This is a genomic window from Heterorhizobium halophytocola, from assembly GCF_017873095.1.
Lineage (GTDB): Bacteria > Pseudomonadota > Alphaproteobacteria > Rhizobiales > Rhizobiaceae > Allorhizobium > Allorhizobium halophytocola.
Map to the genome: position 1 here is coordinate 30,778 of NZ_JAGGJU010000005.1, position 23,107 is coordinate 53,884.

The 23,107-nt window shown below is 63.0% G+C and carries 31 protein-coding genes; 18 read left to right on the top strand and 13 right to left on the bottom strand.

The genetic code is table 11. The annotated features are described in order from the left end of the window. Positions 1-10 precede the first annotated feature (10 nt). The 7 genes from J2Z17_RS09885 (at position 11) to J2Z17_RS09915 (ending at position 4,778) form a co-directional block, all read left to right on the top strand. The gene (locus tag J2Z17_RS09885) at positions 11-178 is read left to right on the top strand and encodes a hypothetical protein (RefSeq protein WP_209944418.1); all 168 of its coding nucleotides are present in this window, start codon (positions 11-13) and stop codon (positions 176-178) included. Then, positions 175-972 (top strand): DsbA family protein, encoded by a 798-nt coding sequence (locus J2Z17_RS09890; RefSeq protein WP_209944420.1) that lies wholly within the window; start codon positions 175-177, stop codon positions 970-972. The genes J2Z17_RS09885 and J2Z17_RS09890 overlap by 4 nt, the downstream gene beginning before the upstream one ends. 138 nt (positions 973-1,110) lie before the next feature. Further along, entirely contained in the window at positions 1,111-1,548 is a 438-nt protein-coding gene (gene aroQ / locus J2Z17_RS09895) for a type II 3-dehydroquinate dehydratase (protein WP_209944422.1), read from the top strand. A 22-nt stretch (positions 1,549-1,570) separates the two neighbouring features. Next, positions 1,571-2,050, top strand: a complete 480-nt coding sequence (gene accB / locus J2Z17_RS09900; protein ID WP_209944424.1) for an acetyl-CoA carboxylase biotin carboxyl carrier protein — start codon at positions 1,571-1,573, stop codon at positions 2,048-2,050. A gap of 6 nt (positions 2,051-2,056) precedes the next feature. Continuing rightward, positions 2,057-3,406 (top strand): acetyl-CoA carboxylase biotin carboxylase subunit, encoded by a 1,350-nt coding sequence (gene accC / locus J2Z17_RS09905; RefSeq protein ID WP_209944426.1) that lies wholly within the window; start codon positions 2,057-2,059, stop codon positions 3,404-3,406. Positions 3,407-3,416: 10 nt separating this feature from the next. Beyond that, entirely contained in the window at positions 3,417-4,025 is a 609-nt protein-coding gene (gene aat / locus J2Z17_RS09910) for a leucyl/phenylalanyl-tRNA--protein transferase (protein ID WP_245224003.1), read from the top strand. Positions 4,026-4,055: 30 nt separating this feature from the next. Beyond that, positions 4,056-4,778, top strand: coding sequence for a DUF930 domain-containing protein (locus J2Z17_RS09915; protein ID WP_209944431.1), 723 nt, complete (start codon positions 4,056-4,058; stop codon positions 4,776-4,778). A 32-nt stretch (positions 4,779-4,810) separates the two neighbouring features. Here the strand turns inward: J2Z17_RS09915 and J2Z17_RS09920 are convergent, their stop codons facing one another. The 3 genes from J2Z17_RS09920 to J2Z17_RS09930 all read right to left on the bottom strand — a co-directional run bounded on the left by J2Z17_RS09920 (position 4,811) and on the right by J2Z17_RS09930 (position 6,316). After that, positions 4,811-5,185: a DUF2155 domain-containing protein gene (locus J2Z17_RS09920; RefSeq protein WP_377300040.1), complete on the bottom strand. Its 375-nt coding sequence runs from the start codon at positions 5,183-5,185 to the stop codon at positions 4,811-4,813. Positions 5,186-5,350: 165 nt separating this feature from the next. Next, positions 5,351-5,746: an NADH:ubiquinone oxidoreductase subunit NDUFA12 gene (locus J2Z17_RS09925; protein WP_209944435.1), complete on the bottom strand. Its 396-nt coding sequence runs from the start codon at positions 5,744-5,746 to the stop codon at positions 5,351-5,353. Positions 5,747-5,848: 102 nt separating this feature from the next. After that, a complete protein-coding gene (locus J2Z17_RS09930) occupies positions 5,849-6,316 on the bottom strand; it encodes a GNAT family N-acetyltransferase (RefSeq protein WP_209944437.1) in 468 nt (155 codons plus the stop codon). 63 nt (positions 6,317-6,379) lie between these two features. On the opposite strand from J2Z17_RS09930, the gene J2Z17_RS09935 reads away from it, so the two are divergent. After that, positions 6,380-6,808, top strand: coding sequence for a hypothetical protein (locus J2Z17_RS09935; protein WP_209944439.1), 429 nt, complete (start codon positions 6,380-6,382; stop codon positions 6,806-6,808). A gap of 3 nt (positions 6,809-6,811) precedes the next feature. Here J2Z17_RS09935 and J2Z17_RS09940 read toward each other — a convergent pair whose 3' ends face one another. The 3 genes from J2Z17_RS09940 to J2Z17_RS09950 all read right to left on the bottom strand — a co-directional run bounded on the left by J2Z17_RS09940 (position 6,812) and on the right by J2Z17_RS09950 (position 9,495). After that, positions 6,812-7,312: a GNAT family N-acetyltransferase gene (locus J2Z17_RS09940; RefSeq protein WP_209944441.1), complete on the bottom strand. Its 501-nt coding sequence runs from the start codon at positions 7,310-7,312 to the stop codon at positions 6,812-6,814. 71 nt (positions 7,313-7,383) lie between these two features. Continuing rightward, positions 7,384-8,886 (bottom strand): Asp-tRNA(Asn)/Glu-tRNA(Gln) amidotransferase subunit GatB, encoded by a 1,503-nt coding sequence (gatB, locus tag J2Z17_RS09945; RefSeq protein WP_209944443.1) that lies wholly within the window; start codon positions 8,884-8,886, stop codon positions 7,384-7,386. 99 nt (positions 8,887-8,985) lie between these two features. Continuing rightward, entirely contained in the window at positions 8,986-9,495 is a 510-nt protein-coding gene (locus J2Z17_RS09950) for a GNAT family N-acetyltransferase (protein ID WP_209944445.1), read from the bottom strand. 210 nt (positions 9,496-9,705) lie between these two features. Between J2Z17_RS09950 and J2Z17_RS09955 the strand changes: the two genes are divergently transcribed. Genes J2Z17_RS09955 through J2Z17_RS09965 form a run of 3 tightly spaced genes read left to right on the top strand, consistent with a single transcriptional unit; the run spans position 9,706 to position 11,651 of the window. Then, positions 9,706-11,115, top strand: coding sequence for a mechanosensitive ion channel family protein (locus J2Z17_RS09955; RefSeq protein ID WP_209944447.1), 1,410 nt, complete (start codon positions 9,706-9,708; stop codon positions 11,113-11,115). A gap of 28 nt (positions 11,116-11,143) precedes the next feature. After that, positions 11,144-11,449, top strand: a complete 306-nt coding sequence (locus J2Z17_RS09960) for a BrnT family toxin (RefSeq protein WP_209944449.1) — start codon at positions 11,144-11,146, stop codon at positions 11,447-11,449. Next, complete coding sequence (locus J2Z17_RS09965) at positions 11,403-11,651, top strand: BrnA antitoxin family protein (protein WP_342454394.1); 249 nt, start codon at positions 11,403-11,405, stop codon at positions 11,649-11,651. Before J2Z17_RS09960 ends, J2Z17_RS09965 begins: the two co-directional genes overlap by 47 nt. A gap of 67 nt (positions 11,652-11,718) precedes the next feature. Here the strand turns inward: J2Z17_RS09965 and gatA are convergent, their stop codons facing one another. The 3 genes from gatA to J2Z17_RS09980 form a co-directional block, all read right to left on the bottom strand. Then, positions 11,719-13,203: an Asp-tRNA(Asn)/Glu-tRNA(Gln) amidotransferase subunit GatA gene (gene gatA / locus J2Z17_RS09970; RefSeq protein WP_209944451.1), complete on the bottom strand. Its 1,485-nt coding sequence runs from the start codon at positions 13,201-13,203 to the stop codon at positions 11,719-11,721. Between the two features lie 77 nt (positions 13,204-13,280). After that, entirely contained in the window at positions 13,281-13,568 is a 288-nt protein-coding gene (gatC, locus tag J2Z17_RS09975) for an Asp-tRNA(Asn)/Glu-tRNA(Gln) amidotransferase subunit GatC (protein WP_209944453.1), read from the bottom strand. A 68-nt stretch (positions 13,569-13,636) separates the two neighbouring features. Then, positions 13,637-14,341, bottom strand: coding sequence for a metal-dependent hydrolase (locus J2Z17_RS09980; RefSeq protein ID WP_209944455.1), 705 nt, complete (start codon positions 14,339-14,341; stop codon positions 13,637-13,639). A 227-nt stretch (positions 14,342-14,568) separates the two neighbouring features. On the opposite strand from J2Z17_RS09980, the gene J2Z17_RS09985 reads away from it, so the two are divergent. Beyond that, positions 14,569-14,865: an alkylphosphonate utilization protein gene (locus tag J2Z17_RS09985; RefSeq protein ID WP_209944458.1), complete on the top strand. Its 297-nt coding sequence runs from the start codon at positions 14,569-14,571 to the stop codon at positions 14,863-14,865. A gap of 21 nt (positions 14,866-14,886) precedes the next feature. Continuing rightward, complete coding sequence (ruvX, locus tag J2Z17_RS09990) at positions 14,887-15,369, top strand: Holliday junction resolvase RuvX (protein ID WP_209944460.1); 483 nt, start codon at positions 14,887-14,889, stop codon at positions 15,367-15,369. Here ruvX and J2Z17_RS09995 read toward each other — a convergent pair. After that, positions 15,318-15,659: a DUF6105 family protein gene (locus tag J2Z17_RS09995; RefSeq protein ID WP_209944461.1), complete on the bottom strand. Its 342-nt coding sequence runs from the start codon at positions 15,657-15,659 to the stop codon at positions 15,318-15,320. The two genes, ruvX and J2Z17_RS09995, sit on opposite strands and share 52 nt — an antisense overlap. Continuing rightward, positions 15,656-15,784: a hypothetical protein gene (locus J2Z17_RS25405; RefSeq protein WP_280923358.1), complete on the bottom strand. Its 129-nt coding sequence runs from the start codon at positions 15,782-15,784 to the stop codon at positions 15,656-15,658. The genes J2Z17_RS09995 and J2Z17_RS25405 overlap by 4 nt, the downstream gene beginning before the upstream one ends. Positions 15,785-16,019: 235 nt before the next feature. On the opposite strand from J2Z17_RS25405, the gene J2Z17_RS10000 reads away from it, so the two are divergent. Further along, the gene (locus tag J2Z17_RS10000; protein ID WP_209944463.1) at positions 16,020-16,955 is read left to right on the top strand and encodes an AEC family transporter; all 936 of its coding nucleotides are present in this window, start codon (positions 16,020-16,022) and stop codon (positions 16,953-16,955) included. Here J2Z17_RS10000 and J2Z17_RS10005 read toward each other — a convergent pair. Then, positions 16,937-18,589 carry an acyl-CoA dehydrogenase family protein gene (locus J2Z17_RS10005; protein ID WP_209944465.1) on the bottom strand — a complete coding sequence of 551 codons (1,653 nt, stop codon included), beginning with the start codon at positions 18,587-18,589 and terminating at the stop codon, positions 16,937-16,939. The genes J2Z17_RS10000 and J2Z17_RS10005 overlap by 19 nt on opposite strands. Before the next feature lie 127 nt (positions 18,590-18,716). On the opposite strand from J2Z17_RS10005, the gene J2Z17_RS10010 reads away from it, so the two are divergent. The 4 genes from J2Z17_RS10010 to dprA are packed head-to-tail and all read left to right on the top strand — an operon-like array spanning position 18,717 to position 22,788. Then, the gene (locus tag J2Z17_RS10010; protein ID WP_209944467.1) at positions 18,717-19,664 is read left to right on the top strand and encodes an aspartate carbamoyltransferase catalytic subunit; all 948 of its coding nucleotides are present in this window, start codon (positions 18,717-18,719) and stop codon (positions 19,662-19,664) included. Between the two features lie 13 nt (positions 19,665-19,677). After that, positions 19,678-20,976: a dihydroorotase gene (locus J2Z17_RS10015; protein WP_209944468.1), complete on the top strand. Its 1,299-nt coding sequence runs from the start codon at positions 19,678-19,680 to the stop codon at positions 20,974-20,976. A 34-nt stretch (positions 20,977-21,010) separates the two neighbouring features. Continuing rightward, entirely contained in the window at positions 21,011-21,631 is a 621-nt protein-coding gene (gene plsY, locus J2Z17_RS10020) for a glycerol-3-phosphate 1-O-acyltransferase PlsY (protein ID WP_342454395.1), read from the top strand. A gap of 8 nt (positions 21,632-21,639) precedes the next feature. Continuing rightward, positions 21,640-22,788, top strand: coding sequence for a DNA-processing protein DprA (gene dprA, locus J2Z17_RS10025; protein ID WP_209944470.1), 1,149 nt, complete (start codon positions 21,640-21,642; stop codon positions 22,786-22,788). Here the strand turns inward: dprA and J2Z17_RS10030 are convergent. Then, positions 22,741-22,974: a hypothetical protein gene (locus J2Z17_RS10030; protein ID WP_209944479.1), complete on the bottom strand. Its 234-nt coding sequence runs from the start codon at positions 22,972-22,974 to the stop codon at positions 22,741-22,743. The genes dprA and J2Z17_RS10030 overlap by 48 nt on opposite strands. Positions 22,975-23,107 lie beyond the last annotated feature (133 nt).

A 23,107-nucleotide genomic window follows, 5' to 3' on the forward strand; every position in this document is an offset into this window, starting at 1 on the left:
TCGACCTCAAATGCTCAATGTCAGCCTGACTTCTGCCGCATCCGCAGCCGCTTCACAATGGCGCGAGACGCCGCTGGATACGGCTTTTTCACTATCAAACGGCATTCTGCTTCGCTATCAAGGACGCAAACGGCATAGACAGCCCTTTATCGGGCTGAAGGACAAGGACAGGACATGACGACCAAGGCTGCCAAAATCGCCATACTCGCAGGCATCGCGCTCGTCGGCTGGACCGTCGCGGCCACCGCGATCGTCGTCGGGCTGAAAAGCGATGGACGTCAGCAAGTCGCAGCCGTCGAGGACGCTCCCAGTTTCGGCGAGCAGGTCCGCGCCTATCTGCTGGCCAATCCGGAAGTGATGGTCGATGTGCAGCAAGCGCTGCAGAAGAAGCAGGCGAGCGCCCAACAGGCACAGGCATCCTCGGTAATCGAGAAGAACGAGGCGGCGCTCTACCATGCTTCCTCCGACATCTCGCTTGGCAATCCGGATGGTGACGTCACCATCGTCGAGTTCTTCGACTACAATTGCGGCTACTGCAAGCGCGCCCTGTCCGACATGGACAAGGTGATCCGCGACGACAGCAAGGTGCGCTTCGTCCTGAAGGAATTCCCGATTCTCGGCGAGGATTCGGTCGCCGCCCACAAGGTGTCCGATGCCTTCCGCAAGCTGGCACCGGAAAAATATGCCGACTTCCACCGTGCGCTCTTGGGCGGCGACGGCCGTGCCACGGAAGCCTCGGCCATCCAGCTTGCGGCCGCCCTTGGCGTCGACGAGACCGCCATCCGCAAAGAGATGACCGATAACCCGAACGACGCCTCGGTGCGGCAAGCCTATCAGCTGGCGACCGATCTCGGGGTGACCGGCACGCCGTCCTATGTCATCGGCGGCGAGGCGATCTTCGGTGCCTATGGTGTCGATGTCCTCGAGCAGAAGATCGCCAATGTCCGCGCCTGCGGCAAGGCCAGTTGCTGATCGAACGGTTTACCACATCCTCCATTGCCGGCTTGACCTGGCTTTTCCTGTGATCCAAGGCTTTGGCGTCCGCTTGGGGCTTTTCCTTGCGGTGCCTCCGGTCTATAGGAGGCGGGTCTGAAGCTGTGGAATGACATGATGAGCGCGACAATCTTCGTCCTCAACGGGCCAAATCTCAATATGTTGGGAAAGCGGGAACCCGGGATCTATGGGGCTGATACCCTGGCGGATGTCGAAGCCAAGTGTCAGGCCTATGCCGGCGGGATCGGCCTCGGTGTCGATTTTCGTCAGAGCAACCACGAAGGCGATCTGGTCAGCTGGCTGCATGAAGCCAATGACAAGGCCATCGGCGTTGCCCTGAATGCCGGGGCTTACACACACACATCCTATGCGCTGCACGATGCCATTCGCGCGATCTCGATCCCCGTGGTCGAGCTGCATCTGTCGAATGTACATGCGCGCGAACATTTCCGCCACAAATCGATGATAGCGCCTGCCGCCAAAGGCGTGATTTGCGGCTTCGGAACAGACAGTTACATCCTCGCGCTGCAGGCTTTGAAGTCGCTGACGCAATAACAAGAAATACAGGATTCCATCAATGGCTGATAAAAAGAACGGAATTGATCAGGCGCTGATCCGCGATCTGGCCAACATTCTCAAAGACACGGACCTGACCGAGATCGAAGTCGAGCAGGACGACCTGCGCATCCGCGTTTCGCGCAACAGTGCGAACTATCCGGTGGCGATGCCGCAGATGCAGTATGCACCGCAGATGGCGCCGGCGCCGCAGGCAGCCGCGCCCGTCGCCGCTCCGGCCGTCGAAGCAGCCCCCGGTCGTGACCTCTCCAAGGCCGTGACGGCTCCGATGGTCGGCACCGTCTACCTCGCCCCGGCCCCCGGCTCGCGCAACTTCATCGAGGTCGGCGCGACGGTCAAGGAAGGCCAGACGTTGCTGATCATCGAAGCGATGAAGACGATGAACCAGATCCCGTCGCCGCGCTCCGGCAAGGTCGTCGAGATCCTGACCGACGACGCCCGCCCCGTCGAGTACGGCGAACCTCTCGTAATCATCGAGTAAGCTCTGATGGCAGTCATCTCAAAGATCCTCATAGCGAACCGCGGCGAAATCGCCCTGCGTGTCCTGCGCGCCTGCAAGGAGCTGGGCATCGCGACGGTGGCCGTGCATTCGACGGCCGACGCCGACGCCATGCATGTGCGCCTCGCCGACGAAAGCGTATGCATCGGCCCGCCGCCCTCGCGCGACAGCTACCTGAACATCCATCAGATCGTCGCCGCCTGCGAAATTACCGGCGCCGACGCGGTCCATCCCGGCTATGGCTTCCTGTCGGAGAACGCCAAGTTCGCCGATATCCTGGAAGCCCACGGCATCACCTTTATCGGCCCGACCGCGGACCATATCCGCCAGATGGGCGACAAGATCACCGCCAAGCAGACGGCGATGGATCTCGGCATCCCGGTCGTTCCGGGCTCCGAGGGCGAAGTCACGCCGGACAATGCGCTGAAGACCGCCCGCGAGATCGGCTTCCCGGTACTGATCAAGGCAACGGCCGGTGGCGGTGGACGCGGCATGAAGGTCGCCAAGACCGAAGCCGAGCTCGAGGAAGCCGTCTCGACGGCGCGTTCCGAGGCGCTGGCCGCCTTCGGCAATGCGGCCGTCTACATGGAAAAATATCTCGGCAAGCCGCGCCATATCGAAGTGCAAGTCGTCGGTGACGGCGAAGGCAATGCAATCCATCTCGGCGAACGCGACTGCTCGCTGCAGCGGCGCCACCAGAAGGTCTGGGAAGAAGCCAACTCCCCGGCCCTCAACGTCGAGCAGCGGATGAAGATCGGCGAAATCTGCGCCGATGCCATGCGCAAGATGAAATATCGTGGCGCCGGCACGGTCGAGTTCCTCTACGAGAACGGCGAGTTCTATTTCATCGAAATGAACACCCGCCTGCAGGTGGAACATCCGATCACCGAAGCGATCACCGGTATCGACCTGGTGCACGAGCAGATCCGCGTCGCCTCCGGCGCCGGCCTGTCCGTCACCCAGGACGAGATCGTGTTTTCCGGCCATGCGATCGAATGCCGGATCAATGCCGAGGATGCGCGCACCTTCGTGCCGTCGCCCGGCACGATCACGCATTTCCATGCGCCGGGCGGCCTTGGGGTACGCGTCGATTCGGGCGCCTATGCCGGCTACAAGATCCCGCCTTACTACGACAGCCTGATCGGCAAGCTGATCGTGCATGGACGCACCCGCGTCGAATGCATGATGCGCCTGCGCCGCGTGCTGGACGAGTTCGTCGTCGACGGCATCAAGACGACGCTGCCGCTGTTCCAGGATCTGGTGTCCAACCAGGACATCGCCAATGGCGATTACGACATCCACTGGCTGGAGCACTATCTGGCCGAGACGGCCAAGTGAGGCTGTGACCTTGGCGCGCGGCGGGGAACGGAAAATCACTCCGGACATCCTGCTGCGCGCCTATTCCATCGGGCTGTTCCCGATGGCCGATTCGGCCGATGATCCCGAGCTCTTCTGGGTCGAGCCGGAGATCCGCGGCATCATTCCGCTCGATCAGTTCCATGTTTCCAAAAGCCTTGCCAAGGCGATGGCCAAGCGCCCCTTCGAGGTCCGCTTCGACACCGCCTTTCACGCGGTGGTCGACAAATGCGCCGAACCCGCCGACGATCGCCCCTCCACCTGGATCAATGTCGAGATCAAGTCGCTCTACAGCGCGCTGCACACGATGGGCCATGCGCATTCGGTCGAGGCATGGGAGGGGGACGAGTTGGTCGGGGGGCTCTATGGCGTCTCGCTCGGCACCGCGTTTTTCGGCGAGAGCATGTTTTCGCGCCGGACCAATGCCTCCAAGATCTGCCTCGTGCATCTGGTCGAGCGGCTGAGGCAACAGGGCTTCACCCTGCTCGACACGCAGTTTACCACAGACCATCTGAAAACCTTCGGCGCCGTGGATATCCCCAAGGAGGACTATCGGATCCTGCTGGAGGACGCGATGATGCAGGCCGACGCGGAATTCTGAAGAAGATCCACCGCCCGCACGGAGGTCCTGATGGCAGCACTGACGCAGGTGTCCGGCGGATGGAGCTTTCGGCACTGCACCGCGATCGCCGCTACGCTCCACCTCGTGCTTGCTCTGGCGCTGCTGCCCCTGGCTCTCAGCCATCCCCTGCCGCTTCCGCAAGACGATGCGGTCCGCGTCGAACTCGTTGCCCCGCCGCCCCCTGCCCGCAAGCTGGACGGCAGATTGGAGCCCGAGCCGATGGCCGCGCCACAGCCACATGCCGATCCCGCTCGCAGCGCGCCTTCGCCGCCGCAGCCGGACATCAAGCCGAAAGGGCAGGACACACCCGCAGCCCCGGCCCCAAGCCGGGACGGCCTGACGCCGGCCCGTACACTCTATGCGGCAAAGATCCTCCTGGATCCACGCAGCGCCCCTGCCCTTAAGGATCTCGAAACGATCGATGTCGACGAACAGGTCGTGCAGGTGTGCAATCTGGAGGCCATGGAGCAGATCGAGCGCCAGGATCCGTCCCTCAAGCCGGACTTCGTGCTTGCCTATGCGCGCGACGACATGCGCCAGCACGGCCTGGATATCACGGCCGACGGCGCGGCCTTTCACAGCAAGGACGGCTGGTATGGATTGCGGTATCGGTGCAAGGCAAAGGCCGACCATCGCGGCGTGTCCGACTTCGCCTTTGCGGTCGAAGAGGCCGTGCCGGAAGCGCAGTGGGCCGATCTCAACCTGCCGAGCGCAATATCAAGCGGGGAATGAAGCGATGTCGCGCAGAGGGCCGAAAAGACGCCTCAGCTCTTGCTCGGCGGCGGGACGTCGGAGGTCTGCTTGCAGTTCTTCAGCCAGACGTCGTAGATCGGATGCTCGACGGCATTGAGGCCGGGGCTTGCGGCGAACATCCAGCCGGAAAAGATCCGGCGGATCTTGCGATCGAGGGTGATCTCGTCGACCTCGACGAAACCGTCGATCTGCTGGGTTTCGCTGTCGTCGCGCGAATAACAGACCTTCGGGGTCACCTGCAGCGCGCCGAACTGAACGGTCTCGCCGACATAGACATCGAAGGTGGTGATGCGGCCAGTGATCTTGTCGATGCCGGAAAAGACAGCGACCTTGTCCTCGATCCGCTCTGCGCGGGCCGGAAAGGCCGTGGCAAGGCAGCCGGTCATCGTGGCAAGAGCGAATGCCGAAGTCAGCCGAAAAGCCTTTTGTCCTGCCTGGAATGTCATCATGCCCGTCTCCAGCGCCTTCAACGGGGCGCCGCCGGTTTCAACTGGCGCCGTACCTTGCCGACGCTGATCCTGCGCCTAAACGCCAATTATGGCCAAATGGGGTTAGTTGCCCGGGGTCCAGGCATCGTAGTCGCCGGTGACCCGCGGACGTTCGCCAAGCGCCTCGATCGCCCCTTGCGGACGATAGGCCGCGGCCGTTCCGGTCATGTTCGGACGGTGGGTCTTTTCCCATTCGCGCGGCTTGTAGTCTTCCTCGCTCGGCGCGATGTCGGTGCGATGGTGCATCCAGCCATGCCAGCCGGGCGGGATCTGCGAGGCGTCGGCATAGCCTGCATACACAACCCAGCGCTTGGGCAGACCGTAGGAGGACTTGCCGCCCTGGTAATAGACGTTGCCGAACTCGTCCTCGCCGACCTTCTTGAAGCCGCGAAGGGCCACAAGCGTTCCGATGGTGTAGTTGTTCCACCAGGTGAAGGTGTGCAGCAGGAAGTTCTTCATGTCTTGACCTCGTGCCCGCATGGCGCGGACGAAAGCAGAATAGGCTTCCCCGCTTATGCAATCTTAGCCCTGCGATGTCCAGTGCCTCGCCGGCCGAAGCCGTTATTTCAACTTGATCTTGAAGCCCAGATGGGTCGGTTGGAAACCGAGGCGCTGATAGAAGCGATGGGCGTCCTTGCGCACGGCGTTCGACGTCAATTGCACCATCCGCATGCCCCGGTCCCGGGCATCCGCGATACAGAATTCGATCATCAGCTTGCCGATTCCCCGGCCACGGCGATCGGGGCGTGTCTGGACCGCCTCGATGATCATCGACGACGAGCCCCTGCCCGGCATCGTGGTGGTGATCATCGTCTGGAATGTGGCGACGACCTCGCCATCCTCCGTGACCACGTAGAGATCCTGATTGGCCGAATCGGCGATGGTGCGGAAAGCGGCGATATAGTCCGGAAGCGCTGCGGGATCGTCGGTGTCGCCATGGCCGCCGAGCGTATCCTTGGCAAAGATCGCGGCGATCGCCTGCACGTCGGCCTCGGCTGCCTTTCGAATTGTCGGTCCGTTTTCGGTCATGGGCTTGCTCATGCGGTGGTGTTGGACAAGATGGGCGCTTGAGAGGGACAGGAGGACACCAGGATGATGCGTCTGCTATCGACAGGCATCGCAATTCTCGCCATAGCGGCTGTCTCCGTGCATGCGCAAGAGGGGAGCGGCATCGCCTATGTGCAGGCGCCGGAAATGTCGAGCGACCTCTGTCGCGGCGACACCGCGGCGGAAGCCTTCGCCTGTGCCGAGACGCAATGCATCGAGGGCGGCGGAACCGCGCAAGACTGTCTCGAGATCGCCTACTGCAATCCGGCGCGCTTCAGCGTCGATGTCTTCGTCCAGCATCGGGAGGGCCCGCACTGGCACGAATTCTTCTGCGGCCTGGACAACGCGCAAACGGCCATGGCGGTGGCTGACACGATCTGTGACCGCACGCGCCGTCCCGATCTGATCGAATGCGCACCGGTGGTGCTATACGACCCCTCGGGGAAGACGCTGGACATGCCCGGGCAGAACTGACGGCTAGAGCTCGAGCCGCTTTTCCATCAGCACCGCCGGCAGGCCGGATCCCGGACCGCCGCAATCGACCATACGGTCGACTTCGACGAAGCCTAGGCGCTCATAGAAGCTGATCGCGCGGACATTCTCGACCGCGACCTCGACCCGCATGATCTCCGCATCGGGAAAACAGGTCTCCAGTTCGGCAAAGATATCGCGGCCGACACCCTCGCCCTGGCAGGACGGATGCACATAGAGCTGGTGGAGCATCGCGGTCTTGGCCATTTTCGGATACATCGCCGCATAGCCGGTGCCGCCGATCCGCTTGCCGTCGTCGGCCACGAGGAACTCGGCATCCTTCTTGCTCACCCGCGCCTTGATCGCCGGCAGGGAATGCCAGCCTTCCAGCATCTTGCGAACCGTCTCGGCACCGTAGAAAGGAAGATAGGTCGCCTCGAAAGTGTCGACCAGCAGGTCGCGCACGGCCTTCACATCGCCTTCCATGGCGGTTCGGACAAAGAACATGGTCTCAACTCCGGCAAGGCAGCGGCGGGCAACCGGCCCACCGCCCCTCGTGATCTTGCAGTCTTTTGGCCTCAGTCCTCGATGCCGAGCTTGGCCTTGACCAGCGCCTGCACGGCCTGCGGATTGGCCTTGCCGCCGGTCGACTTCATCACCTGCCCGACGAACCAGCCGGCAAGGGTCGGCTTGGCCTTGACCTTCTCGACCTGGTCCGGATTGGCGGCGATGATTTCGTCCACGGCCTTTTCGATCGCACCGGTGTCGGTCACCTGCTTCATGCCACGGGTCTCGACGATCTCCTTCGGATCGCCGCCCTCGTTCCAGATGATCTCGAACAGGTCCTTGGCGATCTTGCCGGAAATCGTGCCGTCCTTGATGAGGTCGATGATGGCACCGAGCTGATCCGGCGAAACCGGCGTGTCTTCAATGCCTTTGCCGGCCTTGTTCAAGGCGCCGAGCAGGTCGTTGATCACCCAGTTGGCGGCCAGCTTGCCGTCGCGGCGGGCGGATACGGCCTCGTAATAGTCGGCGGTCGCCTTTTCCTGCACCAGCACCGAGGCGTCATAGACCGACAGGCCGAGTTCGGAGACGAAGCGGGCCTTCTTGTCGTCCGGCAGTTCCGGCAGGTCGACCTTCAGCGCCTCGATGAAGGCATCGTCGAATTCGAGCGGCAGCAGGTCCGGATCGGGGAAATAGCGATAATCGTGCGCGTCTTCCTTGGAGCGCATCGACCGCGTCTCGCCCTTGGTCGGGTCGAACAGCCGGGTTTCCTGGTCGATCACGCCGCCATCCTCGATCACCGCGATCTGGCGGCGCGCTTCGTATTCGATCGCCTGGCCGATGAAGCGGATCGAGTTGACGTTCTTGATTTCGCAGCGCGTGCCGAAATCCTCGCCCGGACGACGCACGGAGACGTTGACGTCGGCGCGCATCGAACCTTCATCCATGTTGCCGTCGCAGGTGCCGAGATAGCGCACGATCGAGCGCAGCTTGGTCATGTAGGCCTTGGCCTCGTCGGACGAGCGCATGTCGGGCTTGGAGACGATCTCCATCAGCGCAACGCCGGACCGGTTGAGGTCGACATAGGACATGGTCGGATGCTGGTCGTGCATCGACTTGCCGGCATCCTGTTCCAGGTGCAGGCGCTCGATGCCGATCTCGATATCCTCGAACTGGCCCTGACGGTCGGGACCGAGCGAGATGACGATCTGGCCCTCGCCGACGATCGGATCCTTGAACTGCGAAATCTGGTAGCCCTGCGGCAGGTCCGGGTAGAAATAGTTCTTGCGGTCAAACAGCGAGCGCTTGTTGATCTGCGCCTTCAGCCCGAGGCCGGTGCGCACGGCCTGGCGCACGCATTCCTCGTTGATCACCGGCAGCATGCCGGGCATGGCAGCATCGACCAGGGAGACGTTCGAGTTCGGCGCCTTGCCGAACTCCGTCGAAGCGCCGGAAAACAGCTTCGACTGGCTCGTCACCTGAGCGTGGACCTCCATGCCGATGATCACTTCCCAATCGCCGGTGGCACCGGAGATCAGGCGTTTCGGATCGGGCGTGCGGGTATCAACTAGGGTCATCGTCTGTCCGTGTGATGATGCGTTTTCTCAAGGCCGTGAGGTAGAGCAATTGACCAGAGGGTGCAAGGCTTTCGCAACGCTCACCCCGTGGCGCTGCGCTCAGAATTCCTGTCCGTAGCCGCTCTCGGTCAACTCGGCAAGTTGCTTGACGAGACCGACCGTTTCGACATCGCGGTCGAAGCGCGGATTGTAGGCGGCGGAAAACCAGTGGATCGAATAGCCGCGGGCGCGAAAGAAGGCGATGGCCTTCTCGTTGCGCGCATGGGTCTCGACCCGCGCCGTCGCATGGCCCTGCTCGCGCATCTCGATCTCGATGGCCTCCAGCAAAAGGGTGCCGAGCCCACGTCCCTCGCTGGCCGGATCGATCCAGAAGTCGGTGATCAGTTCGTCGAGGCCTTCGCGCGCAGCCCAGCCGGCGGTCGCTCCACCGGTTTCGACCACGAATATGGTGATCCACGAACTGTGGGTGAAATTGCGAAAGGCGCGCCGGGCGCTGTCGAGCATCTGCCGCGTTTCGCCGACCGGGATCATGGCCTGTTCCCAGGCCCGCAGACCGATTTCGGCCAAGAGCTCGGCCTCTTCCAATCGCGCTCCCCGGATACTGGCCATTGCTGCTCCGCATGATCCCCCGATGAATAAAGCACCCTTGGCCGGGTTTGACCAGTATTGCAGGCGCTTCGGCCTTGCGGCATCGCTCGGCTTGCGAAACAATTCCCCTTGAGATCACGCCCGCAGCCGCGGCGCCACCACGAAACAAAACGCACCAGCCGGGGGTTTCGATCTGGAGGCGGGCTCTTGTCCGCAGCGAGGAGACGGCAATTGGACTGGCAGATCCTATTCGACACGACCCGCGACAGGCTGGACTATCTGCTGCTCAACAAATGGGCCGCCTACCAGATCGCCATCATCGCCGCAGGCTTCATCTTCGCCAAACTGATCGCCCGTATCCTCGAGCCCTATATCGAGGAGCGGGCCCGGGCGATCAAGGGCAATCCGGATCTGCTGCGCATCGTCATCGCCTTCATGCGCCGGCTGCACTGGCTGTTCTTCATCCTATGGCTCACCGGCGCCGATCTGTTGATGAAGGAAATGACCTGGCCCAGCCGCTCGTGGATGCTGTCCAAGGCATTGCCCCTGGCGACAGCCTGGCTGATCGTCGCTGTGCTCACGCGGGTCATCCGCAACCGCGCCTTCGCCCGCTTTGTCGCCCTCTGCACCTGGACCTATCTGGCGCTCAATCTGCTCGGCCTCGACGCTCCGGCCGTGCGGGGGCTGGATTCCGTCGCCATCTCGCTCGGTGCCATGCGCATCTCCCTGATGTCGGTGATCAAGGGGCTGATCATCACCACGGCACTGGTCTGGGTGGCGGTCTTTCTCGGCAATGTGCTGTCCCACCAGGTCGATCGGCTGGACGACATCTCGCCGTCCTTCCGCGTGCTGCTCGGCAAGTTCGTCAAGATCGCGCTGATCCTGCTGGCCGGCATGCTGGCGCTGTCGGCCACCGGCATCGACCTGACGACCCTGACGGTGTTTTCCGGCGCCGTCGGCGTCGGCCTGGGTTTCGGCCTGCAAAAGGTGGTGTCCAACTTCATCTCCGGCATCATCATCCTGATGGACAAGTCGATCAAGCCGGGTGACACCATATCGCTCGGCGACACGTTTGGCTGGATCCGCGAATTGCGCGCCCGCTTCGTCTCGGTGATCACCCGGGACGGCCGCGAATACCTGATTCCGAACGAGGACTTCATCACCCAGCAGGTGATCAACTGGTCGTTCTCCAGCGAATATGTCCGCATCGACGTCGATTTCGGCGTCGCCTATACCAGCGATCCGCATGAAGTGGTGCGGATCGCCACCGAGACCGCCAAGGATATCCCGCGCGTCTCCACCTATCGCGCCCCCGTCTGCTGGCTCACCGCCTTCGGCGCCTCCTCGCTCGACTTCAAGCTCAGGTTCTGGATCGCGGATCCGGCCAACGGGCTGACCAATGTGCGCGGACAGATCCTGCTTGCCCTGTTCGACGCCTTCAAGGACGCCGGCATCGCCATCCCCTTCCCGCACCGCGAGGTGATCATGAAGACGCCGGTGGAGGTGAAGTTGGGGGAGCAGCCCGGACAAGCGCCCGGAACCGCGGCCACCTCGACGGCAAGTACCTCGGCCACCAAGGAGGGTGCCGTCGCCCCGCGCAAGCCGAGAACGCGAAAGCCATCCGCAAAAAAGCAGCCTTGAACGTAACGCCATATGTAGTTACATTTCCATGATCTTTGAATGGGACGACGCCAAGAACAGGGTCAATCGGGCAAAGCACGGCCTGTGGTTCGAAGAAGCCGCTGAGATCTTCAACGGGCCGATGCTCAGCTATCGGGACCTACGCTTCGACTACGGCGAGGATCGCACGATTTCCATCGGCGCGATTGCCGACGTCGTACTCGTGGTCGTCGTCCACACGGACAGAGCCGGCGTGATCCGGATCATCTCCGCCCGGCTGGCAAATCGCAAGGAAAGGACGCTCTATCGTGCCTCTCTCGCAGAAAAGACTGGAAGACCTGAAGAATCGCGCTGAAGAGCGAATTGACTACAGCGAGATCCCGGAGCTAGACGAAGCCTTCTTCCGTCATGCCCGTCTGGTGACCCCCGGTCCCAAGCGGCAGATTACCCTGCGGCTGGACAATGATGTCCTCGAATGGTTTCGCGCCCAGGGCGAGGGATACCAGACGCGGATGAACGCCGTGCTGAAGGCCTATATGCTTTCTCAAAAAGATTAAGCGCGCCCCCGAAACGCAAACCGGCGCCCTCGGGCGCCGATTGACTACTCAGGCATAACCTACTGTTTTACCACCACTTTGCCGGCGTAAACTTGCCGGCGGCCTGCTCGATGGCGAAGGCGGTCTTGAACAGGGTTTCTTCCTCGAACGGCTTGCCGATCAGCTGCAGGCCGAGCGGCAGGCCCTTGTCGTCGAGGCCGGCGGGTACCGAAATGCCCGGCAGGCCGGCCATGTTGACGGTCACGGTGAAGACGTCGTTCAAATACATCTTGACCGGGTCCGCGGCGAGCTCCTTGTCGCCGATGGCGAAGGCCGACGACGGTGTCGCGGGCGTCAGGATCGCATCGACGCCGGCCGCAAAGACCTGCTCGAAGTCACGCTTGATCAGCGTGCGGACCTTCTGGGCGCGCAGGTAATAGGCATCGTAATAGCCGGCCGACAGCACATAAGTGCCGATCATGATGCGGCGCTGGACTTCCTTGCCGAAACCTTCCGCACGGGTCTTTTCGTACATCTCGGCAATGTCCTTGCCGCCATCGACGCGCAGGCCGTAGCGCACGCCGTCGTAGCGGGCAAGGTTGGACGAGGCTTCGGCCGGAGCGACGATGTAGTAAGCCGGCAGAGCGTATTTCGTGTGCGGCAGGGAGATGTCGACGATCTCGGCACCGGCATCCTTCAGCCAGGCCATGCCCTGCTTCCAGAGCTTTTCGATTTCCGCCGGCATGCCGTCCATGTGGTACTCCTTGGGAATACCGATCTTCATGCCCTTCAGCGACTGGCCAAGGGCTGCCTCATAGTCCGGCACCGGCAGGTCGACGGAGGTGGTGTCCTTGTCGTCGACGCTTGCCATCGATTTCAGCATGATCGCCGCGTCGCGCACGTCGCGGGCGATCGGGCCGGCCTGGTCGAGCGAGGAGGCAAAGGCAACCGTGCCCCAGCGCGAGCAGCGGCCATAGGTCGGCTTGATGCCCACAGTGCCGGTGAAAGCGGCCGGCTGGCGGATCGAGCCGCCGGTATCGGTCGCCGTCGCACCGGCGCAGAGCTGAGCCGCAACGGCCGAGGCAGACCCGCCGGACGAACCGCCGGGCACCAACTGTTCGTTCGAGTTGGTGGCGCGCCAGGGGTTGGTCACCGGACCGTAGAACGAGGTCTCGTTCGACGAGCCCATGGCGAACTCGTCCATGTTGAGCTTGCCGAGCATGACGGCGCCGTCGTCCCAGAGATTCTGGGTTACGGTCGATTCATATTTCGGCTTGAAGCGGTTCAGGATGTTCGAGCACGCCTGGGTGTGCACGTCATAGGTGGCAAACAGGTCCTTGATGCCGAGCGGAATGCCTTCCAGCGCACCGGCCTTGCCGGCAGCGATCCGCGCGTCGGAGGCCTTGGCCATGCCGAGCGCCTTTTCCGGCGTCACGGTGACATAGGCATTCAGGCTGTCATTGGCCGCTTCGATCGCGCCGACATAGGCCTCGGTCAGCTCGACGGCCGTGATTTCCCTGGCGGTGAGTTTCGTGCGGGCTTCGGCAATGGTCAGGCGGGTCAGTTCGCTCATGATGTCGCTTCACTTTGAAAGGCTTTGGCGCCGGCTGGCGCCCGGATATCGGCGGATCGGTCGAAAGGCGCGCGGGCCTATTCGACGACCTTCGGCACGAGGAAGAAATTGCGGTCGGTCTCAGGCGCATTGGCGACGATATCGTCGGCCTTGCCGCCGTCGGTGACGGCGTCGATGCGCTTCTTCATCTCCATCGGGGTCACCGAGGTCATCGGCTCCACACCCTCGACATCGACTTCCGACAGCTGCTCGACAAAGCCGAGGATGTCGTTCAGCTCGTTCATCATCTTCGGTGCGGCCTCATCGTCCAGCGCAATACGGGCCAGATGCGCGACGCGCTTCACGGTAGCGAGGTCAACGGACATAGACATTCTCCATCTCGATCATTGACCTCGCTATAAAGGCGCAAACCGCCCCGTGCAACGGGGTTTTGTCAGACGCTGTAGCGGTGGCCCACCTTGACCACTTCCACCTTGGTCGCCGAACCTTCCATTGCCTGGACGAACTTGTCGGCGTTCTGATCGATGATTGGGAAGGTGCCGTAGTGGCAGGGCAGCACGGTCTTGAACTCGAAGAAGCGCTGGCAGGCGAGCGCTGCAACAGCACCGCCCATGGTGAAGCGGTCGCCGATCGGCACGAAACCGATTTCCGGCTGATGCAGTTCGTTGATCAGCGCCATGTCGGAAAAGATGTCCGTGTCGCCCATGTGGTAGACGGTCGGCTCGTCGTCGAAATGCAGTACCAGGCCGTTCGGGTTGCCGAGAGCGTGGGAGACGCCGTCCTCGGTGATCTGCGACGACGAATGCTTGGCATCGGTGAAGGTCACGGTAAAGCCGTCGAAATGGATGGTGCCGCCGGTATTGCCCGGCTCCAGCTTTTCGACGCCCTTGGTGCCGAGCCATGTCGCCAGATCGGCATTGGCAAGAACGGTGGCCCCGGTTTCCCTGGCGATGTCCACGGTGTCGCCGACATGGTCGCCGTGACCGTGGGTCAGCAGGATATGAGTGATGTCCTTGGTCACCTCCTTGATATCCTGCCCCTCGAAGCTCGAATTGTGGGTGAGGAAAGGATCGATCAGGATGTTCGCCTTGGCGATCTCGATGCGAAAGGCGGCGTGGCCCAGCCAGGTGATGTTCATCGGGGGTACTCCGTTTGGGAAGGATCTGGCCGGGAATATACTGCAGCTTGCCCCGAGGACAACCGCAGCACCGCCCGACATCCGCAAAGTCTGGCACTCGCCGGCTCGGCCTTCGAGTTGCGCGGCCGGGAACGCTGCTGTAAAGCCGGCCCAAGGCGACATTGCCGATGAAACGGCTTTTCTTTTATCGGACATCGGTCGCGCGGACGATCAGGAAAGAGTGCAGCATGGCAGATGACGACTACGTCTATGACGAAGTGACCGGCGAATGGCGTCCGGCATCGGAAATGGCAGCAGAAGCCGCCGCCGCATCGGCAGTGCAAGATGCCGCCGGCAATGTGCTGGCTGACGGCGATTCCGTCGTGCTGGTCAAGGATCTGAAGGTCAAGGGCGCCGGCCAGACGCTGAAACAGGGTACCGTGATCAAGTCGATCCGCCTCACCGACAACCCGGAAGAAGTCGACTGCCGCCACGATTCGATCAAGGGTCTGGTGCTCAGGACCGAGTTCGTACGCAAGCGCTGAGCGCCTGAAGGGTAGACGATCATGGCAACGCTCACCATCGAGGAACTGGCAGCTCATCTCGGGCCCGGCCTGGCGGTCGCCGGGCTCGATCTCGGCACCAAGACGATCGGACTTGCGATGTCGGATCTCGGTCGACGGTTTGCCTCGCCGCGTCCGGTGATCAAGCGGACGAAGTTCACCAAGGACGCAGAGGTGCTGCTTGCCTTCGCCGAGCGGGAAAAGGTCGCGGCCTTCGTCATCGGCCTGCCGATGAACATGGACGGTTCTGCCGGTCCGCGGGTTCAGGCAACGCGGGCCTTCGTCCGCTCGATGGCAGACAAGACCGATATTCCGTTTACCTATTGGGATGAGCGGCTGTCGACGGTGGCCGCCGAGCGGGCGCTTCTGGAGATGGACGTGTCGCGGGCCAAGCGTGCGGGCCGGATCGATTCGGCCGCCGCCAGCTTCATTCTTCAGGGCGCCTTGGACAGGCTCTCCATGCTCGGACCGGCAAGCTTGCGCTGAGCGTGCCCGGCGCTCGCCTGGCGGGCGGCCCACCATGCGGCGATCTCGCGGCGCTTGCGATAGGCGATGATGGCGAAGACGACAAGGCTGTCGAACAGGATGGCGCGGGCCACGAGCGGCGGGATGCTTTCCGGCGGCATGCCGAGGATATTGCCATAGACCGTGAACACCAGATCATGGGCCTGACGCGTCAGCATGAAGATGCCGAAATTGATGTCGTAGTAGGACAGACCGTACCACCCGCCGAGAATGAGGATCGGCACCGCCCACAAGATCAGGAACCACTTCATGCAGTCTCTCCTCCGGCCTGTTTATCCGTCCGCGCCAGGATGACGGAATTCACGGCCGCCATGGCCGTCAGCACGGTTGCAGGTACATTGATGTCCAGCGCCAGCACCGCGAAAAACGTCATCATGACAATCAGAAACACTATTCGAGACACGTGGGTTCCCAATCGCCTTGGTTAACAAATCATTAATCCAACATGGAGCGCAAGGGCCCCCATCTCAACTTAATCCCGTCGGTATGGTTAACGGCGGCGCGGTCATCCACAGGCACCTTGACACCGCATGGCAACATCCGCAGGGTCGAGACCCACTCGCAGCGCCGCCGGCGCCCTCGCCCGTTCCACCTTTTCCCAGGATTTTCTGATGCTCGGCATGTTCGAAAGCATCCTGCCCGTCTTTCTGGTCGTGGTGGCCGGCGTCGTTTTGAAGCGGCTGCCGGTCATCTCCGCCAGCTTCTGGGACGGGCTCGACCAGTTCGGCTACTATGTGCTGTTTCCAGCCCTGCTGTTCGAAACGCTGGCAAGGGCCGATTTTGCCGCCATGGCCTCGGGCAGTGTCGTGCTCACGGCCGTCGCCGCCTTCCTGGCCATGATCGTCATGACACTTGCGATCTGGCCGATCGCCCGACGCGCCGGCATGGCGGCCCCCTCGTTCAGCACGCTCTTCCAGACCGCCACGCGGTGGAACGGCTTCATGGCGCTTGCGCTTGCCGAGAAGATCGCCGGGCACACCGGCCTCACCGTCGTGGCCGTGGTGATGGCCGCGATCGTCATTCCGACCAATATCGTCAATGTCGCGGTGGTCACCTGGTTCAGCGGCGCCGATCGCGATCCGAGAGCCCTATTGGTCAAGATCTTCACCAACCCGATCATCATCGGCGGCCTGCTGGGCGTCATCGTCAATGCCTCCGGCATTGCGGTCTACGCACCGGTCATGACGGCCATAGACCTCGTCGCGCGATCGGCTCTCGGTCTCGGCCTGATCATGGTGGGTGCCGGGCTCAGGGTCTCCGATGCCTTGAAGCCGCAGCCTGCCGTGGTGCTGTCGACGGCGCTGAAGCTGCTGGTGTTTCCGGCGGTGATGCTGGCGATCGGACTTGCGGCCGGCCTTTCCGGGGACATTCTGCTGATGCTGGCCCTCAGCGCCGGGGTGCCGACCGCGATGAACGGCTACGTGCTGGCAAAGCAATTGGGCGGCGATGCGCCGCTCTATGCAGCGACGACGACGGTGCAGACCATCGCCGCCTTCTTCTCCATCCCGCTGGTGCTGAAGCTGGCCGCCTATGCTACCGGCGGATAAAGCAGGTCAAGCACGTAGCGGGCGTCGAAACGGCCGTCGAGCACGCCGTAGGTATGGCGCCAACCGCCGGCAAGACGGGTTTCCAGGAACGAGTCGGCAATCTTTCCGGCCCCCAGCCTGTAGAGTTCGGCGGAGGCGCCGGCGAGTGCCAGCTGTTCGATCAGCAGGCGGGCCGAACCTTCGTCACGCTCGCACAGCGCGGTCGCCGCCCGCAACACCTCGACGGTCTTCTTGCCGGAGGGGCCGAGATCCCGCTCGAAGCCCTCGAACAGCATCTCGAAGAGATCCTTGCCACGGTTCAGCACCCGCATCACGTCGAGCGCCATGACATTGCCGGAGCCTTCCCAGATCGCGTTGACCGGCGCCTCGCGGTAATGCCGCGCGATCGGGCGCTCCTCGACATAGCCGGAGCCGCCGAGGCATTCCATCGCCTCGTAGATCAGTGCCGGCGCGATCTTGCAGACCCAGTATTTGACGACCGGCGTCATGATGCGCGCATAGGCAGCGTCGGCCGGATTGTCGCGCGCCCGGTCGAAGGCCTCGGCAAGACGGAAGGCCAGCGCCGTGGCTGCTGCGACATCGAGCGCCATGTCGGCCATCACCCGCCCCATGATCGGCTGGTCTATCAGATAGGTGCCGAATACCTTGCGGCCCCGCGCATGATGCACGGCCTCGGCCATCGAGGCCCGCATGATGCCGGCCGATGCCAGTGCGCAATCGAGACGGGTCAGCGTCACCATGTCGAGAATGGTGCGGACACCCTCGCCCGGCTCGCCCAGCTGGTAGGCCATGGCCCCGTCGAATTCGACCTCCGCGGAGGCATTGGACCGGTTGCCGATCTTGTCCTTCAACCGCTGGAATTCCAGCCCGTTGGCCGAGCCGTCTTCCAACAGGCGCGGCACCAGGAAGCAGCCCATGCCGTCATTCGTCTGGGCCAGCATGACGAAGGCGTCGCTCATCGGCGCCGACATGAACCACTTGTGGCCCTTGAGACGGTAGATCCCCTCGCCTGCCCGCTCCGCACGGCTGGTATTGGCACGGACATCCGTGCCGCCCTGCTTTTCCGTCATCCCCATGCCGAGCGTGATCGCGCTCTTCTGCATCGGCGGCTTGTTGGACGAATCATATTTGCGCGACAGGATTTTCGGCGCCCATTCGCGCTGGACATGCGGCGATGCAGCAAGGGCGGCCACCGAGGCGCTGGTCATCGTCAGCGGGCAGAGATGACCACATTCGAGCTGAGCGGTCAGGAAGAAGCGGACGGCGCGCGACTTGTGCTCCTGCCCCTTGCCGCTCGCCTCGCCTTCCCAGACCGACGAATGCAGGCCGATCGACATCGAGCGGCGCATCAGCGCATGCCAGGCCGGATGGAATTCGACGATATCAAGCCGCTCGCCGCGCACGCCATGAGTGCGCAGCTGCGGCGGGCTCTGGTTGGCCATGCGGGCCAGTTCCTGGGCCTCGTGGGAGGTCACATAGCGGCCGAGAGCGTCGAACTCGTCCTTCAACCCGCGTGGCAGGCCGGAGGCGAGATCCACGAGCAGCGGATCGGTACGAAAGGCATTGACGCCGGCCCAGGGCTTGGGCTGGTTCAGCTCGGCGAATTTGTCCTCGGACCGGTTCATGTCACTCATAACGCCCTTCTAACGCAAACTGATTCTCTATTACATGGTGAAATAGAGGGCTATCCACATAGCACAAGCTTGCCGCCGCCATCGTCACTCTTTATAGAGCGCATGACTTTCCCCGGAGGACAACCATATGGTCTTCTACTTCCCCCATCGCCACCTCCTCGGCATCAAGGGGCTTTCCGAACAGGACATCACCTACATTCTCGACAAGGCCGATGCTGCGGTGCAGATCAGCCGTCAGCGCGAGAAGAAAACGACGACCCTGCGCGGCCTTACCCAGATCAATCTCTTCTTCGAGGCATCGACGCGCACGCAATCGTCGTTCGAGCTCGCCGGCAAGCGGCTTGGCGCGGACGTGATGAACATGTCGGTCAGCAATTCCTCGGTCAAGAAGGGCGAGACGCTGATCGACACGGCGATGACGCTGAACGCCATGCGCCCGGACGTGCTGGTTGTCCGGCATTCGTCCGCCGGAGCGGTCGCGCTGCTCGCCCAGAAGGTCGCCTGCTCGGTGGTCAACGCCGGCGACGGCCAGCACGAGCACCCCACCCAGGCCCTGCTCGACGCGCTGACCATCCGCCGCGCCAAGGGTCGGCTTTCGGGCATCACGGTTGCGATCTGCGGCGATATCTCGCATTCGCGCGTCGCCCGCTCCAACATCATCCTGCTCAACCAGATGGGCGCGCGGGTCCGCGTCGTCGCGCCCCCGACACTTCTGCCGACGGGCATCGCCGACATGAGCGTGGAAGTCTTCCACGACATGAAGGAGGGCCTGAAGGGCGCCGACGTGGTGATGATGCTGCGGCTGCAGAAAGAGCGCATGTCCGGTGCCTTCGTGCCGTCGATGCGCGAATATTTCCGCTTCTGGGGGCTCGACGCCGAGAAACTGAAGGCTGCCAAGGAAGATGCGCTCGTCATGCATCCCGGCCCGATGAACCGCGGGGTGGAAATCGCCTCGGAAGTCGCCGACGGTCCGCAGAGCGTGATCGAGCAGCAGGTCGAGATGGGCGTTGCCGTGCGCATGGCCGTCATGGAGACGCTTCTGGTTTCGCAGAACCAGGGTCCGCGCAGTGAATAAGGGAACGGATGCCATGACCAAGCCTCTCGTCATCCAGAATGTCCGCATCATCGACCCTTCGCGCGGTCTCGACGAGACGGGCACGATCATAGCCGGCGAAGACGGAAAGATCCTGGCCGCCGGCGCCGATGCGCTGAACCAGGGAACGCCCGACGGCGCCGAGATCCGCGACGGTCGCGGGCTCGTGGCGACACCCGGGCTTGTGGATGCCCGCGTCTTTACCGGGGAACCGGGCGGCGAGCACCGCGAGACAATCGCGTCTGCCAGCCGGGCTGCGGCAGCGGGCGGCGTCACCACCTTCATCATGATGCCGGACACCGATCCGGTGATCGACGACATCGCACTGGTCGAATTCGTCAAGAAGACCGCCCGCGACCAGGCGATCGTCAATGTCCATCTGGCCGCCGCCCTCACCCGCGGCCTGCGCGGCGAGGAGATGGCCGAACTCGGCCTGCTGCAGCAGGCGGGTGCCGTCGCGTTCACCAATGGCCGCCACGGTATCTCCGACACCCAGCTTCTTCGCCGCGCTATGACCTATGCCCGGGAATTTTCCGCGGTGATCTCGCTGGAGGCGCGCGAGCGCTATCTCGGCGCCGACGGGGTGATGAACGAAGGGCTGTTTGCCAGCTGGCTCGGCCTTTCGGGCGTGCCGAAGGAGGCCGAGATCATTCCGCTCGAGCGGGATCTCAGGATCGCCGGACTGACCGGCGCGCAGTATCACGCCGCCAAGATCTCCGTGCCGGAATCGGTCGAGGCGATCGCGGCTGCCAAGCGCCGGGGCGTCCATGTCACCTCTGCCGTTTCGATCAACCATCTGTCGCTCAACGAGAACGATATCGGCGAATACCGGACCTTCTTCCGCCTGTCGCCGCCCCTGCGCAGCGAACCCGACCGGGTGGCCATGGTCGAGGCCCTGGCCCGAGGCGAGATCGACATCATCGTCTCCTCGCACGATCCGCAGGATGTCGATACCAAGCGCCTGCCGTTTGCCGATGCCGCCGATGGCGCCGTCGGGCTGGAGACCATGCTGGCCGCCGCCCTTCGCCTGCACCATTCGGACCGGGTGCCGCTGATGCGGCTGATCGACGCGATGTCGACCCGGCCGGCTGCGATCTTCGGTCTGGACGCCGGCAGCCTGAAGCCCGGAGCCAAGGCCGACATCACCCTGATCGACCTCGATGAGCCGTGGATGGTGACGACCGAGACACTGCTGTCGCGATCGAAGAATACACCCTTCGAGGATGCGCGTTTTTCCGGCCGCGCGGTCGCGACCTATGTCGCCGGCCGCTGCGTGCATGCCGTGCAGGCCTGACGCTGCACTGAAACGACAAGGAGAGGAATTGCCCGTGCCCAGTCTCGACTACAGCTCACTGACGGCGACCGCGATCGCTGCCTCGCTCGTCATCGGCTATTTTCTCGGGTCTATCCCGTTCGGCTTTCTGCTCACCCGCATGGCGGGGCTTGGCGATGTGCGCAAGATCGGCTCTGGCAATATCGGCGCGACCAATGTGCTGCGCACCGGCAACAAGCCGCTGGCGGCCGCCACCCTGCTGCTCGACGCCTTGAAGGCGACGGCGGCCGCCGTTCTCGCCCAGCATCTGTTCGGCAGCGAACTGGCCGGCCTGCTCGGCGGCTTTGCCGCCTTTATCGGCCATCTGTTTCCCGTCTGGCTGGGCTTCAAGGGCGGCAAGGGCGTGGCCACCTATGTCGGCATGCTGCTCGGCGTTGAACCCATCATGGTCGCGGTCTTCGCGGTCGTGTGGATCGGCATCGCCTGGCTCAGCCGCTATTCCTCGTTGTCCGCTCTGGTTGCAACCCTTGTCATTCCGGTTGCATTGTGGATACTCGGCCGGCAGGATGCAGCGCTTGTCACCTCGGCGATGACCGTCATCACCTACTGGAAGCACAAGACCAATATCGAACGACTGATTGCCAGGACGGAAAGCAAGATCGGACAAAAGGGATAGGATCTTAAATGACCGACGCCGGCGCAAGACGAACAGGGATTGCGCTGACCGATCGGCAAAGGCTTGCCTGGATCCGGCTGATCCGCTCCGACAATGTCGGCCCCGCCACCTTTCGCGACCTGATCAACCATTTCGGCTCGGCCGAACAGGCACTCGCCATGCTGCCGGAACTGTCGCGCCGTGGCGGCTCTGCCCGGCCGATCCGGATCGCCAGCGTCGAAGACGCGGAAGCCGAAATCGATCGCGCACACCGCTACGGCGCCCGCTTCATCGGCATCGGCGAGCCCGACTATCCCTTCGCGCTCCGGCAGATCGAGGCGGCCCCGCCGCTTCTCGCAGTCAAGGGGCGGCCCTCCGTTGCCAGTCATCCGGCAATCGGCATCGTCGGCTCGCGCAATGCCTCGATCAGCGGCGCCAAATTTGCCGCCATGCTCGCCCGCACCACGGGCACCGCCGGCTACACGATCGTTTCGGGCATGGCGCGCGGCATCGACGCGTCGGCCCATGAGGCCAGCCTCGGCACCGGCACGATCGCCGCCATGGCCGGAGGCCTCGACCGCCCCTACCCGCCGGAAAACCAGCGGCTGTTCGCCGAAATCACCGAGAGGGGCCTGGCCGTCAGCGAAATGCCCTTCGGCTGGGAGGCCCGCGCCCGCGACTTTCCCCGTCGCAACCGGCTGATCGCCGGTATCGGCCTTGGCGTCATCGTTGTCGAGGCGGCGGCGCGATCCGGATCGCTGATCACCGCGCGACTGGCCGGCGAATTCGGGCGGCTGGTCTTTGCCGTGCCCGGCTCGCCGCTCGATCCACGCTGCCACGGGACCAACGACCTGATCAAGCAGGGCGCGATCCTGACGACCGGGCCGGACGATGTGCTGGAGGCGCTGGCACCGCTGTCGCAACTGGATCTGCCGATCCGGCCGGAGGCGGAGGAACCGGTGCGCGATGGCGAGGGCCGGTTGCCCGATCTGCCCGACGACAGCATGCGCGCTCGGATCGTCGATGCGCTCGGCCCGACCCCGGTCGAAATCGACGACATCATCCGCCATACCGGCATCGACGCCGCAAGTGTTTACCTGGTGCTCCTTGAATTGGACCTGGCCGGACGCCTATATCGGCATGCGGGAGGGCTGGTCTCCATCCTCATGGCGGAATGACAGGGCGCGCTTGCCGCTCTGCACGTCGCCGGCCTCGACATAGGCCATCTCGATCAGATAGCAGAGCATGTCGGCATGCTCGCGTTCCGCGACCTGACGCAACTCTCCGAGCATCTCCCGGATATACGCGATGTTCTGCCGAGTGCGACGGTCTCTTTCATCCGTCCCAAGCCTGTCAGAAGCCATGATTTCGTCTTTCGCCCCACTTTAATCAACGAGGTCTGGCTCATTGTCCGGGAACCATACTACAAGTATCTGGAATTGCAATCTATGGTAAATCACGTATAGGTTGCATCGCGTTGTATGTCACAGATTTTCA